The following is an 18,555-nucleotide window of genomic DNA, read 5'->3' on the forward strand; positions in this document are numbered from 1 at the left end:
AGGTAAATTCAGCATGGAGCATTCCTGGGGAATAGACCATTTGGAGAAAATCGTACTGGAGGCCGAGGCGATCCGCAAGGTAGCTCCTTTCCTAATGGAGCGCAGCCTGCACCGTCCCTTGATCGTAGCCGACCAGAATACTTCTGACGCGGCAGGGAAGGCCTTGATAGAGAGCCTGCAGTCCCAAGGCTTGCAGGGAGAGCTGTGCCTTCTGGAGCCGAATGCTGCCGGCGATGTCGTCGCTGATGAGCAAGCCGTCGTGCAGCTGCTGCTTGAAGTGAAGCCAGGTACAACGGACGGGCTTATTGCGGTCGGCGCCGGTACGATCCATGATATCGTGCGCTTTGTGAGCCATAAGACGGGAATACCGTTTATCTCGGTTCCCACAGCTCCTTCTGTGGACGGCTTTACTTCGGCGGGAGCGCCGCTGATTATTCGCGGAATCAAGAAGACGGTAGCTGCCGTGCCGCCGATAGCGATATTTGCCGATCTGCATATTCTCATGCAGGCACCGCAGCCGCTGATTGCGGCCGGCTTCGGAGATATGCTCGGCAAATATACCTCCCTGTTCGATTGGAAGGTATCCCGCCTGACAGGGGGAGAGCCATATAACGAACAGGCCGCGAATATCACGGAGCAGGCGCTTCAATCCTGTGTCCGGCATGCCGCCCAAATCGGACAGCGCACGGAGGAAGGCGTTCGCGTCCTGATGACGGCCTTGATCGAGTCGGGCATCGCGATGCTGATGTTCGGGCAATCCCATCCGGCCTCCGGTGCAGAGCATCATCTGTCCCATTACTGGGAGATGGAATACTTGCGCCGGGGCAGCCGAGCGCTGCTGCACGGAGCCAAGGTCGGTGTCGCCTGCGCCGAAATCTCCCGTTTGTACCATGCGGCCGTGGATGAAGGCATATTCCCGGGGCGGCAGCCTAACGTGCTAAGCGAACATGGTGGGCAGATCCGGGAATGGATGGCCGAGGTTCCGTCCGCTTCCCGGATTCGGGAGCTGCTGGCCCTCGCCGGCGGTCCTTCTACGCTTGAAGAGCTTGGCATCGATGAGGAATTATTTGCGGAGAGCCTTCGCGAGGCGCACCTCGTCCGGTACAACCGGCATACCTTGCTTCGCGCATTGAATGAAGCTTGATCAGTCATTCATGTATTGAAAGGAAGAGGGATTGTCTAGAGAGTATTCTGGGCAATCCTTCTAATTTATATCTAGTTTATTGATCGCTTAAGCACCCTTCAAAATCGATTGTTTAAAACTTAATTTATAAATTTAAATAAAATGTGAACTTTTCTATAAACTATTTAATAGGATTAACCGATATAACCTTGTGCGAAATTATCGCCGGAAAAATTTGTATAGAGGTGACGGTAGTGGAATGGTATTTAAAGGTTCTCAAAAACTATGTCGGGTTTGAAGGGAGAGCACGGCGTACAGAGTATTGGATGTTTGTTCTGTTCAATTTTATTGCTTCACTCATCCTTGGCTTTATCGGCGGATTCATAGGCCTGGATTCAATTCTATCTTATATTTATTCACTGGCTGTTTTATTGCCGAGCTTGGCAGTGGCCGTACGCAGATTGCATGATACAGGAAGAAGCGGCTGGATGATCCTTCTAAGTTTAATTCCCCTAGTAGGCGCGATTGTTTTGATTGTGTTCATGTGTCAGGATAGCCAGCCAGGCGACAATAAATATGGATCGAATCCAAAGCTTTAAAATTTAAGTATTTTATACATAAGATTTAAGCTTAATTTTAGATTTAGTTTTGGAAAAGAGCAGGAGTCTAAGGGCCGTACAGGTTTTTGGACTCTTTTGCGATATACAAATGCCTTCGATTTACGAAAAACAAATAATGGGTATATTTGTCAACGTATACTAGTATATTCATTAGGTGGTGTTTTTTGTGCAGAAATTAAAGTCGAATTATATTAAGCATAGAATCGAAGAGGAACGTCAGCAGCTCGGCCAGTTGGCTGAGCAATACGGTCTGCGGGATATGCGTGTGCTGCGGCAATCCATGGAGCTGGATCGGCTGATCAATCACTATAATGAGGTTATGTATGATTATTTACGCAGGAAAGAGCCGATTGCCTGAGGCATACGGTTTCTTGCGGAGATAACGGTTTGCGGAGCGAGCTCCTGTTTATCCATAATATTCTTGTTGAAAGAAGGCAGCAGCTCCGCTGCAATTTTTTGGTACAATTATTTGGTGCAATTATATTTGGTACAATTTTATAAGCAATGCATATATGCAGATCATAGCATCCAAGCAGGCCAGTCCAAGTGAAATGATTCGCATATTAACGAATTGCAAAAAGCTTCACTCCATAAGGAGAGCGAAGCTTTTTTTGAATTGTGCCGCAGCACAGGCTATGGCCTCCGAACTTAATTCGTCTTGGACTTGTTGTAAATGTCAAAGGCCACGGCAAGCAGCAGAACAAGTCCTTTGATGCCTTGCTGCCAATCGACTCCAAGACCGATCAGGGACATGCCGTTATTCATGACGCCCATGACCAGACCGCCGATGATGGCCCCTATGACGGTACCGATCCCGCCGGAAGCGGAAGCGCCGCCGATGAAGCAGGCTGCGATCGCATCCAGCTCGAAGTTGGTGCCTGCTTTAGGTGTCGCCGAGTTCAGGCGTGCCGCGAAGATCAGGCCGGATAACGCAGCCATCGCGCCCATATTGACGAACACCCAGAAGGTGACCTTCTTCGTCTTGACTCCGGACAGTTTGGCGGCCTTCTCATTGCCGCCCAGCGCGTAAATATGGCGCCCGGCGATCATGCGGTTCATAACGAAGGAATAGATAACGATGAGCACGAACAGGATAACGAGAATGTTCGGAATCCCGTTATACGTAGCCAGTACATAGGTAAAGACGTTGACTACGGCTACGAGGGAGGCCACCTTGGCGATAAAAATCCACATCGGCGCAGTCTCGAAATTGTACTTGATCTGCGTCTGGCGATCCTTCCACTCCTGCCAAATGACGAGCAGCGAGAGAATGGCGCCGAGCACGATCGTCAGGATGTGAATGCTCTCGCCTCCGAACCAGTCGGGCAGAAAGCCGGAGCTGATCTTCTGAAAGGACTTCGGAAACGGCGAAATCGATTGGCCGTTCAGAATAATCATCGTCAGCCCGCGAAACAGCAGCATCCCGGCCAAGGTGACGATAAAGGCAGGGATTCTCACATAGGCGATCCAGAAGCCCTGCCAGGCGCCGATCAGCGCCCCGGCCCCCAGCGAAATGATGACGGCGAGGAAGGGAGGAAGCTGCATGTCGACCATCATGATGGCCGCCAGCGCCCCTATAAACGCCGCGATGGAGCCGACCGACAGGTCGATGTGCCCCGTGATGATGACCAGCACCATCCCGATGGCCAGCACGAGAATGTAGCTGTTTTGCAAAATCAGATTCGTTATATTCAGCGGCTTAAGCAGAATGCCGTCCGTTAAGATTTGGAATAAGACCGTAATAAATACCAAGGCGATAATCATGCCGTATTGGCGGATGTTTTTTTTGAAAAGCTCGCTAATCATTTGCATTTCCTTACCCCCTGCCTCGAGTCATGGATTTCATCAATACTTCCTGGGTGGCGTCCTCGCGCTGGACCTCCCCGGTAATTCGCCCTTCGCTCATAACATAGATGCGGTCGCACATGCCGAGAAGCTCGGGAAGCTCCGAGGAGATGAACAGAATGCCCTTGCCCTCATCTGCCAACTGATTGACGATGGAATAGATTTCATATTTGGCCCCAACGTCGATCCCGCGGGTCGGTTCGTCCAGAATGAGGATCTCCGGCTGGGCATAGATCCATTTGCTGAGCACAACCTTTTGCTGGTTGCCCCCGCTAAGATTAACCGTCTTCTGCAAAATGCTCGGCGTCTTGATCTTTAACTTTTGCCGGTATTCCTCGGCGACCAGCACCTCTTCGTTCTCATTGATTACGCCGCGGCGGGACAGCTTGCCCAAATTGGCCAGAGAAATGTTCCGCTTGATATCATCGATCAGCACGAGCCCATAATGCTTGCGGTCTTCCGTCACGTAGGCAATGCCGTGCCTGATCGCGCTGCTGATGTCGTTCACGCGGATTTCCTTCCCGTTCAGCAGCAGCCTGCCCTGGATGTTCTTCCCGTAGGATTTGCCAAAAATGCTCATGGCGAGCTCCGTTCTTCCCGCCCCCATAAGCCCGGCCACGCCGACAATTTCACCGCGCCGGATATGGATGTTGATGTCATCCAGCATTTTGCGGCCTTCCTGCTCGGGATGATCCACCTGCCAGTTCTGCACTTCAAACAGCTTCTCCCCGATGTTTGGCACCCGCTCGGGGTAGCGATGCGTCAGATCGCGGCCGACCATGCCCTTGATGATCAAATCCTCGGTGACCTGATCCCTGCGCATGTCCAGCGTTTGGATGGTTTTGCCGTCCCGTAGAATCGTGATCGAATCCGCTACCTTTTCGATTTCGTTCAGCTTATGGGAAATGATGATAGAGGCGATCCCCTGCTTCTTCAGCTCTAGAATCAGATTGAGCAGGTTCTCGCTGTCGTCTTCGTTTAGAGCAGCGGTCGGTTCATCGAGAATCAGCAGCTTGACCTCCTTGGATAGCGCTTTGGCGATTTCCACGAGCTGCTGCTTACCCACTCCGATCTGGACGACATGGGTGTTGGGGGATTCTTTAAGCCCTACCGTTTTCAGCAGCTCCTTTGTTTTGACGGTTGTCTCGTTCCAGTCGATAATGCCGCGCTTGGTCTGCTCGTTACCGAGAAAAATATTTTCCGCAATCGATAAATAGGGGATCAAAGCGAGCTCCTGGTGGATGATGACGATGCCCAGGCTCTCGCTCTGCTTGATATCCTTGAATTCGCAAACCTTGCCTTTGAACAAAATATCGCCCTCATAGGAGCCGTGCGGGTAGACGCCGCTAAGCACCTTCATCAGCGTGGATTTGCCGGCGCCGTTCTCTCCGCAGAGGGCGTGGATTTCACCCTCCTTCACTTTCAGATTCACATTCTCCAGCGCCTTGACGCCCGGAAACGTCTTGGTTATTCCTCTCATCTCCAAAATGTAGTCACTCACTGTGCTCACCAAGCCTTTCGTCTACGTTCGAGTACAAAGGATAGCGGAGGCCGGAAGGGCCACCGCTGTATCTATCGGAACGAGCCGTTGCGGGAACCGTGCTTTTACGGCGGGGTATCCCGCTTGCATAACTGTGACTGCATGTATTCGCGGAAGCTATGCGAATTCACTCTGCAAATCCGCGGAAGCTATGCGAATTCACCCTGCATATTCGCGCAAGCTATTGCGAACCACCGGCTACCTTCGCCTATGCTGATGCAAATTTCGCCGCATAATTTGCTCACTAACTTTGCTCGCGTACTCAAGCTTTGCCTGAGTGCAATGGACTAAGCTAAGCTAATGCAGCTTAGAGTCCCAGCTCTTCTTTCGTATAGTAGCCGGTCTCTACCAGTTCCTGCTCGATGTTCTCCTTATCTACCGATTTAGGCTCCAGCAGATAGGAAGGAACAACTTTGACGCCGTTGTCATAGGTTTCTGTATCGTTGACCTCGGCTTCGGTGCCTTCGAGAATGCTGAGGGCCATGCCTACGGCTTTTTTCGCCAGCTCACGGGTATCCTTGAACACCGTTTGCGTCTGCTCGCCGGCCAGGATCGATTTGATCGAGGCAAGCTCGGCATCCTGTCCGGTAACGATCGGCATAGGTTTATTGCCCGAGCCGTAACCGACGCCTTTCAGGGAAGAGAGGATTCCGATGCTGATGCCGTCATAAGGGGAGAGAACTGCATCGACGTTCTCTGTTGCATAGTGAGCGCTCAGCAGATTATCCATGCGCGCTTGAGCGGTAGCGCCGTCCCAGCGCAAGGTGGCGATTTGCTCCATTTTGGTCTGATTGCTGCGAACGATCAGCTTGCCGGAGTCGATATAAGGCTGGAGCACGGACATCGCTCCGTCATAGAAGAAATAAGCGTTGTTGTCGTCCGGTGAGCCGCCGAACAGCTCGATATTGAACGGGCCTTTGCCTTCCTTCAGGCCGAGCTTCTCTTCGATATAGGAGGCCTGCTGCACACCGACCTTGAAATTGTCGAAGGTGGCGTAGTAGTCCACGTATTCGCTGTTCATGATCAGGCGGTCATAAGCGATGACCTTGATGCCTTGATCATGCGCTTTTTGCAGCACCTCGGTAATGGCGGCTCCGTCAATGGAAGCGATGACGAGGAGATCCACGCCTTTGGTGATCATGTTCTCGATCTGGGACACCTGATTCTCCACGACGTCCTCGCCGTATTGCAGATCTGTGCCGTAACCGTGCTTCTGGAACTCCTTCACCATGTTGTTGCCGTCATTCACCCAGCGCTCCGAGGATTTCGTCGGCATGGCGATCCCAACCGTTCCTTTCTCGCCCTTGGTCGAGCCGCCGCTGCTGTTATCCTTGCTTCCGCATGCCGTTAAAGATAAGGCCAGTATGAACGTCAGCAGCAATAATGTCGCTTTTTTCATTGTCGCTTTCCCCCTGTGCATCATATTTGATTTCTTTTTTTGAATCCGCTTTCAGGAGAAAGTATAGCAAGGGGAGGCCGCTTTCGTATTTACAATAAACCTACTCTTTTTATAAAAATCAAACTTATTTTATGGGGAGGCAACTTGTGTTCCATAGAGTTATTTGGCTGTCGCATGAAAAGGCCCTACACGCGGATAGTAAATCATAATTGAAGAAGAAATCGCCGGTGTTACGCCTTTATCGTTTTCTTTAGGATCTTCAAACAACGTATTCGAGGTAGGAACCATCCTCACTGCAGTATGTCATTCGAAATCCCATGGAGTAGTAAGGCGTTCCGTTCTGTATCCCGGCCGGGCGATTGTTTTTCTTGTTGAGGATTCAGCGGAATAATGTTCCGGCCTTCGGGTGTTTAGTACTTCTATAAACTTTTACTTAGTTCAAAGCAAATCGCGGTAGTCGAGCTTCAGTTGAACGTTCTCTTTGGAGATTCCTTGTAGAGTCACTGAAGTGCTGGTAGTAAGTGCCTCAGACTTTCGCAAACATTATATTGTTTTAATTTTATTTTTCTGGTAAAATTTTATAAAGCCATACATATAAACCCTTTAATTAGCTCCCATTGTACTTCTTGGTCTAGTCTTTTATAAACGCTGAGAGACTAGCTAGAACAACGGGGGTTTTTTGTATGTCTGAAAATGGTCATGGAGGTGAATTATGCAGAAAAGAATGAATATTAGTCAGGCGAAAGATTGAACATAGAAAAAACTACATATAAGGAAGTTTAGGGAGATGCATGGTACTGAAGAGATAGAAAACCAACTCTTATAACTTAATCTGTAGAACACGCAAGTGAGCAACAAAAAGCTTCATTAACTCGATTCAAAGAAGAGATACCATCTGATTTTGTATTATTTAGATCTGAAACCAGAATAAGCAGAAATTTGCAGTGTAAAATCGTAGATATACATAATCGTTATTTTAAAGAGTTGTAATTAAGTCACTTAGTTTATATCACAAATCAAGAAGATGATTGAGAGGAGAAAATTGTGAACATATTTCTATTAAGAAAGGCATTAATATTTTTCATTGTTGCTGTCATGTTGTGTATGTTACCGGGAAACACATTTGCACAAATTATAAAAGTTGAGACATTAGGAACCGAGGAGGCTATGAGTCAGCTTGAGCTTTTGGAGCAGCAAAGGAAGCAGGAAGAACTTTATTTTCAAATGGGGTTAGGTCTCTCAGAAGAATTGAGGGACGGTTATATAGGGTTGGCAGCTCAGTACAAGAATATTCCAGATGTTGTTGCTTGGAGTGAATACCGTATAGCTGAATACGACTATTCCCGTGATGAATTTGAGGAAGCGATCCGTAAACTGCTAGATATTGTATCTAAGTATCCTAATTCAGATATCGGGGTTGAGGCGCAAATTTTGGCTGCTGAAATAGCGGAAAGCCCTTACAATCCGAATCGTGATTCTGCACGAGCTGCTCAAATTTTAATGTTAACTAAGAGTCGCAGCTTAAGTTCAAACCCCAATGAACGTATTCAACTATGGGGTATGATGCGATTGGCAACAAAACGAGTATTATACAACCCAATGGTTCGACCTGGAAATACACGTATAATGAAAGAAATCAACTGGTAAGCGTCACTGAACCTATTGGAGTAACGACAGCTGTTTATTATGATTTGTATGGAAGGATGCAAGCCACTACCGATGGAAACAACCAGTTGACTTCATATGATTACGATGTATGGGGCAATATCATGGTCGTGACGGATCCGTTGAATCAACAAACACACTATGTCTATGATGCTAATGGCAATGTAATTCGAATGATCGACCGTTCAGGTCGAACGACAAATTATGAGTATGATGTGATGAATCGTCTGACTGCTGTTGAAGCACAAGACATAACGATTCGATTTGGTTATGACGGCGCAGGACGCCGCATTCAAATGACCGATCAGACAGGGACGACAAATTATACGTATACAGCCGCCGGAAGGTTGAAAGAAAAGACGCTTCCTGATGCAAAGAAAATATCATATACTTACGATCCTGCAGGACAACTATTATCTACTATAGACTACACAGGAAACGTAGTGAGCAGAACTTATGATGACATCGGCCGGCTTACGCGTGTACAAGACGATGAGGGGAGTGTTGTTGACTACACTTATGATGCAGGTGGGCGGTTGACACATGAAACCTTGCCAAATAACGTAATTACATCCTATGCTTACGATCCAAACGACCGAGTTATTCAAATAGCAACAACAAGACAGGGTTCGGATATTTTCAATCCTTACTCGTACACGTATGACGCGGCGGGCAATATTACAAGTATGTCTGATCACCGTGGCACGTCAACCTATACTTATGACGGAAATAACCGTTTGATAAGGACGACTTCAGCAAACGGAACACAGGTTGATTATAGGTATGATGGGGTGGGGAACCGATTAGCGGAATCGACGATGTTGCCAGGGCAACTGAAACAAATACGTCTATATAGCTATAATGCGCTAAATCAGTTAATCGGTCTTGATGATGAGAATAAGAATACCGCATACACCTACGATCTTAACGGCAACTTGTTGGAAGATGGCAAATACCTATATTCATATGACTCATTGAATCGCCTGATTACGGTAACAGATAGTGTATATGGCTCGATATCTATTACCGATGCGGTATATGGCCAAATCTTCTATGAATATAACGGGGATGGTTTGCGAATTGGGTCGATTATAGACGGGCAACGGATTAATTACTACTGGGATCAAGATCAAATCTCGCTAGAAACTGACGCAGCCGGGCAGATCATCGCAAATCATATTTATGGTTTGCAGCGATTGGCTCGTATATTGGGACCAGGCTCGCCAGCCTATTTGCCGGATGGAGATAATCGGTTCTATTATTTATACGACGGACATGGCGATGTTCGAGGGATGATAGATCCGTCAGGCAAATTATTAGGGACATACGACTACGATCCATGGGGGAATGTTACTAGCCAAACCGGAGAGATGGACAATCCTTTCAGGTACGCAGGGGAATACATGGATCCGACAGGCATGCAATACTTAAGGGCACGCTATTACAATCCAGAAATCGGTAGATTTTTGACGGAGGATACGTACCGAGGCTGGTTGGAAGATCCGCAGAGCTTGAACTTATACGTCTATGTAGGTAATAATCCGCTGATTTATACTGACCCGTCTGGACATTTCAGGAATCCAATTGAGGCGTGGCGCGAAGGTCCGGAATGGCTGCCCTTTAGTAAAGAGTATGTCCGCAACTATGATCGGAACTTAGAGACAGGCTTATCCTGGATTGAGGAAAAGAATAAGCCCGCAGGAATGCTTGCCCAAGGATTAACCACCGTGGGTCGGGTATTCATAATGGACGATCTGTTGACTTTAGCAGACGAATGCGCAACGGATGGAGAAAAGATATTTGCCGCAATTAGCGTTATTCCCCTGGGTAAAATAGCAAAAGTCATTCGCATTGCTGATAACGCTTTTGACACTTCAAAAGTTGCTACTAAGGCTGCTAGGGGGCCGGGGAATGCTGTTGATGAAGCTAAGGATATAAAAAAAATAACAAAAAGTCTTGATTGTAACTGTTTCACTGCAGGAACAAAGGTTTTAACAGACGAAGGGGAGAAACCTATCGAGGAAATCGAGGTAGGTGACAAAGTCCTAGCCAAAGACGATGAGACAGGCGAGATGGCTTACAAGGAAGTCGAATGGCTCTTCCAACGTGATGTTGAAGAAACATATTATATTACTGTTGGCGGCGAAGTCATAACGACTACTGATGAGCATCCGTTTTGGATTGTCGGTAAAGGTTGGGTGGAAGCACAGCATCTTGCAGTGGGCGATGTTCTAACAACTTACGATGGCAAGGAATTAGCCATAGAGAAGATAGAGGTTAAGAAGGAACATAAGACTGTCTACAACTTTATGGTTAAGGACTTCCATACCTACTTTGTCTCTAACCTTGGAATTTGGACGCATAATGCATGTAAGGTAAACTTTAATGGTGCTGATGTAGATGTTTATCGTGGTGGCAATAGCTTCACGGTGAAGCCAAATGAAATTAAAATTGACCCTAAAACTGGAATGGTTAAGACAACACATGGTGTTTCATTAGATGTAAATGCTAGCACAGTTTCAAAATTTGGTGGGGCTTATCGGATTGATTCGCTACCCGATGGATTAAAGATAATTCAAAGGGGAGGTAGGGCAGAACATTTTGAGATTGTACCTGCATACGATATGCCTTTAGACCAGTTCCAAAAGTTACTAAACCAAATTACTGTTTCACCAGTAAAATAGGAGGTCGAATGTGAGTAATTTTACAGTGATATTTACTGACGATACGGAATTAGCCGAATATGAAGCAGCAAATAAAGGCTATCGAAATGATGTTTTTGTTAAGATTCAAGAGGATTACTTCAACTTGAGAGTTTATGATATTGTTCGATTAAAACAGGATTTTGAAAGTGAAGTTGAAGAATACGGATACTATTCTGCTGAACCCAACTTAGTTTTGGTCACAGAAGTAACAACAGATAATGTGTTGAAAATCATAACTCAACTTTATGAAGATGGGTATTTTAATCATCTTAAGCCCGTAGACAAGAAAATGTTTAATTTAACTTAACCATACCCTTGACCTTGAGGATAAGCGCTCCTCAAGGTCTTTCTTTTACCCCCCCACCCAGTGCCAATTGAATCGGGCGGCTATGTCCAAAAGAACTTAATCCTGATTACCCCTGTATGATATTCCTCTAATATGCCTGTACGCACAGATATGCTTTAATTTTATAACCTAAATAACGCTACTCGGATACATAAAACAGGTTGATTATGGACAGATACCACCATGATTGACCTGTTTGTATTATTAGGTCAGCCAGAGATTTCTGGTTGGCCTATATTTATGGCTGCTCTATGATGGTGGTAGCCGGGAGAACGTGATTGACCTTGGGGTACTAAAGCCCGTACAAAAACTGTTTTCCCACTACCCTCAATGACCATGTTTGAGCTGGTTGAGGCTAGTGACCTCGTATCACAAGCGAAGCTGTGGAATTGGAACCATCGTGGGAGTGCCGGTTGAAATTACATGAGGAGGAGAGGGTATGGAACCAGTTATTGGCTTAGATGTAGCGAAGGGGAAAAGTGTTATTCAAGCGTTTATGAGGCGAAATGAGGTTTACGGGAAACCTGAAACCATTACACACGATGAAGTGGGATACAGACGTCTTGGTAGCATCATTCAGGAGCTTCAAGTACGAACAGGAGAAGAACCTGTTGTCGTTCTAGAAGCAACGGGTCATTATCATCGCCCAGTAGTGGCATGCCTGTCGGCTATTAAGGTATCTTATTTTATCGTCAATCCGTTGCTATCTAAACGTACGAAGAGCGCACAACTGCGAAAAGTAAAAACGGATAAAGCAGACGCTTGGCATTTAGCAGAAATGTATTATCGTGGCGACGTGCAGCCGCATCGGAGCTGGGAGGAGTGTTACATAGAGCTTCAGTGACGAGGCAGCATGAGTTTATGAGTTCGCTTTATGTACAAGCGAAGCTTAACGCACGTGCGTTGTTGGATCAGGTGTTTCCCGCCTATGAGGAGATCTTCAGCGATTTATTTTCTCTAACGGCACTCAAGACGTTGCAAGCCTGTATATCCAGTGAATCGAGGGAATGGACTGAAGTTATACGTCCGCTTACGGGGAAGTCTCACTCCGAAAAATGGATTCGTGCGAAAGCGGAACATCTTGACATCCGTTCATAAACAATGGCTCAGGTCAGAGAGAAGCTTGGCGCAGACGTTGATGCTGCAAAGCATGATAACGCTTCTTCTGTCCATGCAGGAACAACTTCAAACGATAGAGGAGCAGATCAGGCTGTTGGCTGAGAAGATGCCGGAAATAGAACTTATCAAGAGTATTCCGGGCTTAGGGGATAAACTTGCAGCGACAATCATATCAGAGATCGATAACGCTCATCGATTTGAAGAAGCAAAGCAACTAGTGGCATTTGCAGGGATTGATCCGGGTGTACACAGTTCTGGACAGTTTACGGCTACACGCAACCGGATATCAAAGCGAGGCTCTAAGCGTTTACGACGAGCGTTATTTTTGGCAGTGCAATGCGGATTACGTCGCGGCTGTAACAGCAGGATAAAGAGGTATTACGATAAGAAAAGGCAAGAGGGCAAGCCCTATAAGGTGACGGTGATTGCTTGCGCAAACAAGCTATTGCATCACATCTACGCCATCTTGAAGAAGGGCCAGCCCTATCAGGTATAACCATAATTATCCATAATCTCCACGGCAATGGAGGTTATTTGGCATGTACAAAAGTATATCAGTATTTCCGTCCTAAAGCCAAGGCATTGAGGCTTGACAAGTATTAGCTGGATTTTTGTTATCTTCGCTTTCTTGCGGTTTTTCTAATATGAACCGCAACTGTACAATACCCTGTCCCGATAGAGAGGGCGAAAAGGTCAAATCGCATCTTCTGGGAAGGATAGCACGACAATTCTTAGGCAGTTAGTACTGTGCCCATATAGAGCTTAGGGAAGCAAACGGTTATGCCTATTTTTATGATTTTTTTAATTATCAAATCACAACGCAACATCCAGCAAACGGCTGATCAGCCCTAGATCCATGTTGGACTCAATTAGCTCGGCCATGCGATCTAAGCTTTGTTCCTCGGGTACCGAGATATCCTGCTGATAGGGCAGAACCCCGGCACATGGGATTGCATGCTTTTTCTCCAAGAAATCTATGCCCGGCTGCAAAATGCCCCTGCTCCCTTGATAGCGATTAATAATGAAGCCTTCTAGCTGAGGTTTGATGGATTCATCCAATAAGTCGATGGTACCGTGAATCGCTGCAAAGACGCCGCCATAGTGAATGTCCGACACGAGCAGAAGGGGAGAATTCGTTATTTTTGCGGTGAAAATATTAGCCACGTCCTGATTAGCCAGGTTGATTTCCGCAGTTGAGCCCGCGCCTTCTACAATGAGAATATCGTATTTTGCTGCTAGTCTTTGAAAGGAGCTTGCAATGCTTGCCCTGATCTCCGGTAAAAAATCCTCGTATTTTGTGTAAGAGCCTGTATAAAATAATTTCCCATTTATGATGAATTGTGTTTGATCATACGCGGGCTTAATCAGGACGGGATTCATGTCCGCCTCAGGAACCGCGCCTGCGCTCAAAGCCTGGATATAAGTGGAATAAGCAATTTCACAGCTTTCGGGAGTCATATAGGATTTTGAGGAAATATTTTGCGACTTGAATGGGGCCGCCGAATACCCCTTATTCCGCAGCATCCGCAATAAAGCGGCCGTGATAAAGCTTTTGCCGCACGAAGAGCTGGTTCCGACGATCATTAATGATTTCATTTGTTCACCTTTTTCGCGAAGTACTTAGTAAGTACTCATATTAGATTAAAGTTCTTTAGAAGTAAATTCATCTAAGTTAGTTTCCAGTTGAAATTTGAATAGAAGCCGGCTTCTTTGATATCCATTTCAAGGAAAATCTAGGCACAATGAATCTAGGCAAATTAATATAGAAAAATAACAAGGAATATAGCAACTTTTAGGAGATTTTGACGTTTAAATGGATGATGCTAGAATTTCGGGTTACTAAATGGCTTCTATTATATTACTAAAAGGATGAGTAAAATTGAAAAGGTTTACTGCCGTTGTATTTTGCATGATAGGTTTGTTCTTGCTTGGCATGAATTCACAGGTATTCGCCAATAGCGCTTCGATATATCTTAACGGGTCGCAGCTAAGCGCGGCTAATTTATCCCAAGTTGAAATTGTAAACAATAAAGTGATGGTACCGATTCGCGTGGTGGAGGAATTGGGCTATGCCGTAAATTGGAATAAGGCTGAGAAAACCGTAAAAATTCAAAACAAATCAAAAACGATCACGATGACGGCGAATAAATCCAATGCACAGGTCGACGACCGAGTCGTCAAGCTGCCATCCCCGCTTTTATTGAAGAACAATACTTCATTTGTGCCTTTACGCTTCATGAGTGAAGAATTCGGGCTTAAGGTAAATTGGGACAACCGCAGCAAAACCGTTTACTTAACCTCGGATACGGCCGAAGATTCCTCGGACTTGCTCATTCCACAGGAGGAAGGCACACCAGGTGCCGGGGCAGCTGAAGGCGCTGGTACCGGAGCAAATACAGGAACGAGTACAAGCCCAGGCAAGGGAACTGATACAGGAACAGGTACGAGTAAAAGCCCAGGCTCAGGTACAGGCACGGGGGCGGGCTCGAATGCAGCGTCAACCCATGGAAATCGCAAAATAGAGGATATCCATTTTACGGATAACCGGCTTACGATAACTATGGATCAAACGGTGCAGCCGAAGGCCTTTGCAATGAGCGGACCGGACCGGATCGTCATTGATTTACCGGGCGCTGCGTTGTCGGAAGCATTTATCGGTAAACATATGGAAGAGGCGGGCATCGGTCAGATCGAGGTCAAGGAAGAGGATTCGCTTGCTGGTAAAATACGATATTCCTTATTCGATGCAAAATCTTCTACGATCCGAATGGTTCTTGATTTGAATACCCAAGCGGATTATCGGCTATCGACAGGAGATTCCATCATTGTTCTTGAGCTGGCCCCCAAGACGGCTTCGGGACCAATCGATTCGGATCATTCCAGAAGATTGGTCGTCATTGATGCTGGACATGGAGATCATGATAACGGGACGACCGGGGTATCGGGCAGAGTCGAGAAGGATTTTAACCTGACGATGGCTTTGAAGGTCGAAGAACTGCTTAGACAGGAGCCGCTGATTGAGGTCGTGCTTACCAGGTACGATGACACCTACGTCACAAGACCGGACCGGGCCAAGCTCGCTAACGATTTGAACGCAGACGCGTTTATTTCCATCCACGCCAACTCTGTACTAAATATACCTACGGCAAATGGTACTGAAACTTATTATTACAGCGAAGCAAGCAAGCCGCTGGCCGATATTATGCATAAACATTTGGTTCAAGCGACACAGCTCAAGGACCGCAAGGTAAAATACAACAATTACGAAGTGTTAAGAAGGAGCAACATGCCGGCCACGCTCCTGGAGGTAGGCTTCTTATCGAATGCGGAGGAGGAAGCCCTGCTCTTTACGGAAGATTTCCAGAACCGGGTCGCCCAAGGCATTGTCGATGCGATCAAGGAATACTTTGGGATTGTCTCGTAAGGGGCATTACGCTCTAAGTGATCATCAACTCTCTACTCGAATAAAATTCGAGTGGAGAGTTTTTTTGTGGTTTTACTCATTGTTAACCAAAATTGTAAATATTAAGGGAGGTAAAGTGATAAGTCTGTCGAATCATGTATACATATCAAGTGTTTGTATAGGACAAAGGAATTAATTTAATGTCACAATTTGGTGAACGATGTTATCTGGAGGAGGGGGAGCCATGCATTACATTGCCCATATTAGAGAAGCGGATCGACAGCAACAGACAGTTGAAGAGCATTTATTAGGGGTAATGGCTCTAGCTGAAACATATGGAGAGAAGATAGGAATTAAGCATATTACCGGATTGGCTGGTATGCTTCACGATTTAGGGAAGTACACGGACGAATTTAGGGAATATATTTTAAAAGCAATAGACAACCCGGATTCCCCACCGACTAAAGGCAGTGTTGATCATTCAACAGCAGGCGGGAAGCTATTATATCAACTTTTCCATACGAGCAAAGCGGTGAAGGAACATAGATACCGTGGAATTTTAGCGGAAGTCGTAGGAAACGCAATCATTTCTCATCATTCCTATTTACAGGATTTTTTGAGCCCAGAATTGGAATCCAAATATTTGCTTCGTGTAAGAGACAAGGAACTCGATAAGTTCGATGAGACCGTGGAGTTATTTTATAAGTATGTAATGAAGGAGCCTGAATTCTATCAATATGTGGATCAAGCCGCGGATGAACTGGAGAAATTTCTATCGAAAAATTCTTCAGCGAGTAACGAGAATAAACTGATGTTTTTAAGCAAATTTGTATTCAGTGCATTAATTGATGCCGATCGAACAGACACCCGCCTGTTTGAAGAGAATATAGCGGAGAACTCTGTCCCGAAGGCAGACGAGCTTTTTGAGGCTTTTTACGACAGGCTTATGGCAAAAATGAATTCTTTTACCGTACAACCGGATGCCCTTTCCCGAATTAATCTATTAAGAAGAGAAATGTCCGAGCAGTGCGAACAATTTGCAGAGAAGCCATCTGGCATATACACCTTATCCATCCCGACGGGGGGCGGCAAAACTTTAGCGAGTCTAAGATATGCCCTCAAGCATGCCAAGCTATATAACAAAAAGCATATTATTTATGTTGTGCCGTATACGACGATTATTGAACAGAATGCGGAAGAAGTACGCAAGCTCTTAAAGGATGACATGCATATCTTAGAGCACCATTCGAACGTGATTGATGATATGGATGAGGATGATGAACCATGGGACGGGATCATGAATGTTAAGCAGAAACTAAAACTGGCCAAAGATAACTGGGATGCCCCCATTATTTTCACAACGATGGTTCAATTTTTAAATGTCTTCTATGCCAAAGGAAGCAGGAATATACGTCGGCTTCATAACTTAAGTGAATCGGTCATTATTTTTGATGAAGTGCAAAAGGTTCCTATTCCCTGTGTTTCTTTATTTAATCAGGCCCTGAATTTTTTAGAGGCTCATTGTCACTCTAGTATTGTACTTTGTACGGCAACTCAGCCGGCGCTGGATTTTGTAGAACATAAGCTTGATCTCAAACCAAATTCTGAGATGATATCGAATCTCCCACAGGTCATTGAGGCATTCAAACGGGTTGAAATTATTGATCATGCTTCAGATGAGGAATTTAACAATGAGAAGCTTGCGGATTTTATTGGCGAAAAATTGAATAAGCTTCAAAGTGTGCTGGTCATTTTGAATACAAAATCAGTTGTTAAGAGTTTATACCTTCAATTGAAAGAAAGGTATGGGGATATTCCTTTATATCACCTCAGTACATCTATGTGCGCTGCTCATCGAAATCAGATTTTGGAAGAAGTCCGGCAGCATCTTGAAAATAGAAATAGGGTTATATGTATCAGCACACAGTTAATAGAAGCGGGAGTAGATGTTAGCTTCGAATGCGTCATTCGTTCTCTTGCGGGTCTGGATTCGATTGCTCAAGCAGCGGGGAGATGTAACCGGCATGGAGAACAGGCCTTACGACAAGTGTATGTCATTGACCATGTAGAAGAAAATTTGAAGCATCTGAAGGAAATCAGAATGGGTAAACAAATATCCAAAAAAATGCTCATCGATCTCAAGCGGGATCATACGGCGCATGGCGGGGATATTTTATCGGATGCAGCGATGGAGTGGTATTTTAAACAGCTTTATAGAGAATTTGATAATGATGTGGATTATTATATACCCCAACTACGGAAGAAAATGACGGAGCTGCTTTCGGCGGCTAAAACGGATAACACATATACTCAGGCTTTTTATAGCAAGCGAAACGAACCTTTGCCCTTGTTTCTGGCTAACAGTTATAGAACAGCGGCTGAGCATTTCCGGGTTATTGACGATCTTACCACGTCTGTTATTGTTCCTTATCATCATGAAGGAAAGGAGATTATTGCAGAGTTAAATGGTGAGAGAAGTATCGCTGACTTAACCCGTCTGTTACGGAGGGCGCAGCAATTTACGATTAACTTGTTTGATCATGAATTACAGTTATTATCCAAAAATAGCGGATTGGAAAGCTGCCTGGATGGGAAGGTGCTGGTATTAAAAGAAGGGGCTTATAACGAGGAGTTTGGATTGGATATCGAGAATGATAGTGGGTTTGATTTGAGTATAATTTAAAAACCTATCTTAATTTAGATAGGTTTTCACATAATACAATATATTTTTCAATCCACGCTATTTACAGTTAAGACCCTGTATCTAGCGACAAATTATTATAACATAGT

Annotated in this window: 14 protein-coding genes; 10 read left to right on the forward strand and 4 right to left on the reverse strand. The window is 45.6% G+C overall.

The genetic code is table 11. The features are described from left to right. The first annotated feature begins 13 nt into the window (after positions 1-13). From BN2762_RS12335 to BN2762_RS12345, 3 genes are all read left to right on the forward strand, one after another. Complete coding sequence (locus tag BN2762_RS12335) at positions 14-1,144, forward strand: sn-glycerol-1-phosphate dehydrogenase (protein ID WP_055107274.1); 1,131 nt, start codon at positions 14-16, stop codon at positions 1,142-1,144. 233 nt (positions 1,145-1,377) lie between these two features. Continuing rightward, entirely contained in the window at positions 1,378-1,722 is a 345-nt protein-coding gene (locus BN2762_RS12340) for a DUF805 domain-containing protein (protein ID WP_055107275.1), read from the forward strand. 187 nt (positions 1,723-1,909) lie between these two features. Beyond that, positions 1,910-2,101: an aspartyl-phosphate phosphatase Spo0E family protein gene (locus BN2762_RS12345; protein WP_055107276.1), complete on the forward strand. Its 192-nt coding sequence runs from the start codon at positions 1,910-1,912 to the stop codon at positions 2,099-2,101. A gap of 290 nt (positions 2,102-2,391) precedes the next feature. Here BN2762_RS12345 and mmsB read toward each other — a convergent pair whose 3' ends face one another. The 3 genes from mmsB to chvE all read right to left on the reverse strand — a co-directional run bounded on the left by mmsB (position 2,392) and on the right by chvE (position 6,527). Continuing rightward, the gene (mmsB, locus tag BN2762_RS12350; RefSeq protein WP_055107277.1) at positions 2,392-3,555 is read right to left on the reverse strand and encodes a multiple monosaccharide ABC transporter permease; all 1,164 of its coding nucleotides are present in this window, start codon (positions 3,553-3,555) and stop codon (positions 2,392-2,394) included. A 4-nt stretch (positions 3,556-3,559) separates the two neighbouring features. After that, positions 3,560-5,089 carry a multiple monosaccharide ABC transporter ATP-binding protein gene (gene mmsA / locus BN2762_RS12355; protein ID WP_187386515.1) on the reverse strand — a complete coding sequence of 510 codons (1,530 nt, stop codon included), beginning with the start codon at positions 5,087-5,089 and terminating at the stop codon, positions 3,560-3,562. A 346-nt stretch (positions 5,090-5,435) separates the two neighbouring features. Then, complete coding sequence (gene chvE / locus BN2762_RS12360; protein WP_055107278.1) at positions 5,436-6,527, reverse strand: multiple monosaccharide ABC transporter substrate-binding protein; 1,092 nt, start codon at positions 6,525-6,527, stop codon at positions 5,436-5,438. 1,044 nt (positions 6,528-7,571) lie between these two features. Between chvE and BN2762_RS12365 the strand changes: the two genes are divergently transcribed. The 5 genes from BN2762_RS12365 (at position 7,572) to BN2762_RS27730 (ending at position 12,858) form a co-directional block, all read left to right on the forward strand. Further along, a complete protein-coding gene (locus BN2762_RS12365) occupies positions 7,572-8,174 on the forward strand; it encodes a tetratricopeptide repeat protein (protein ID WP_055107279.1) in 603 nt (200 codons plus the stop codon). Continuing rightward, positions 8,081-10,876, forward strand: coding sequence for a polymorphic toxin-type HINT domain-containing protein (locus BN2762_RS12370; protein ID WP_074048623.1), 2,796 nt, complete (start codon positions 8,081-8,083; stop codon positions 10,874-10,876). Before BN2762_RS12365 ends, BN2762_RS12370 begins: the two co-directional genes overlap by 94 nt. A gap of 10 nt (positions 10,877-10,886) precedes the next feature. Continuing rightward, positions 10,887-11,204, forward strand: a complete 318-nt coding sequence (locus tag BN2762_RS12375; protein WP_055107281.1) for a hypothetical protein — start codon at positions 10,887-10,889, stop codon at positions 11,202-11,204. Positions 11,205-11,682: 478 nt separating this feature from the next. Continuing rightward, positions 11,683-12,087 carry an IS110 family transposase gene (locus BN2762_RS27725; RefSeq protein WP_230202505.1) on the forward strand — a complete coding sequence of 135 codons (405 nt, stop codon included), beginning with the start codon at positions 11,683-11,685 and terminating at the stop codon, positions 12,085-12,087. Between the two features lie 150 nt (positions 12,088-12,237). After that, positions 12,238-12,858: an IS110 family RNA-guided transposase gene (locus BN2762_RS27730; protein WP_262362811.1), complete on the forward strand. Its 621-nt coding sequence runs from the start codon at positions 12,238-12,240 to the stop codon at positions 12,856-12,858. Between the two features lie 317 nt (positions 12,859-13,175). Here the strand turns inward: BN2762_RS27730 and BN2762_RS12385 are convergent, their stop codons facing one another. Continuing rightward, entirely contained in the window at positions 13,176-13,958 is a 783-nt protein-coding gene (locus BN2762_RS12385) for a cobyric acid synthase (RefSeq protein WP_055107282.1), read from the reverse strand. A 313-nt stretch (positions 13,959-14,271) separates the two neighbouring features. On the opposite strand from BN2762_RS12385, the gene BN2762_RS12390 reads away from it, so the two are divergent. After that, positions 14,272-15,786 (forward strand): N-acetylmuramoyl-L-alanine amidase family protein, encoded by a 1,515-nt coding sequence (locus tag BN2762_RS12390; RefSeq protein WP_074048719.1) that lies wholly within the window; start codon positions 14,272-14,274, stop codon positions 15,784-15,786. A gap of 223 nt (positions 15,787-16,009) precedes the next feature. Continuing rightward, entirely contained in the window at positions 16,010-18,448 is a 2,439-nt protein-coding gene (locus tag BN2762_RS12395; RefSeq protein ID WP_055107284.1) for a CRISPR-associated helicase/endonuclease Cas3, read from the forward strand. Positions 18,449-18,555 lie beyond the last annotated feature (107 nt).

The sequence above is a fragment of the Paenibacillus ihumii genome (assembly GCF_001403875.1).
Lineage (GTDB): Bacteria > Bacillota > Bacilli > Paenibacillales > Paenibacillaceae > Fontibacillus > Fontibacillus ihumii.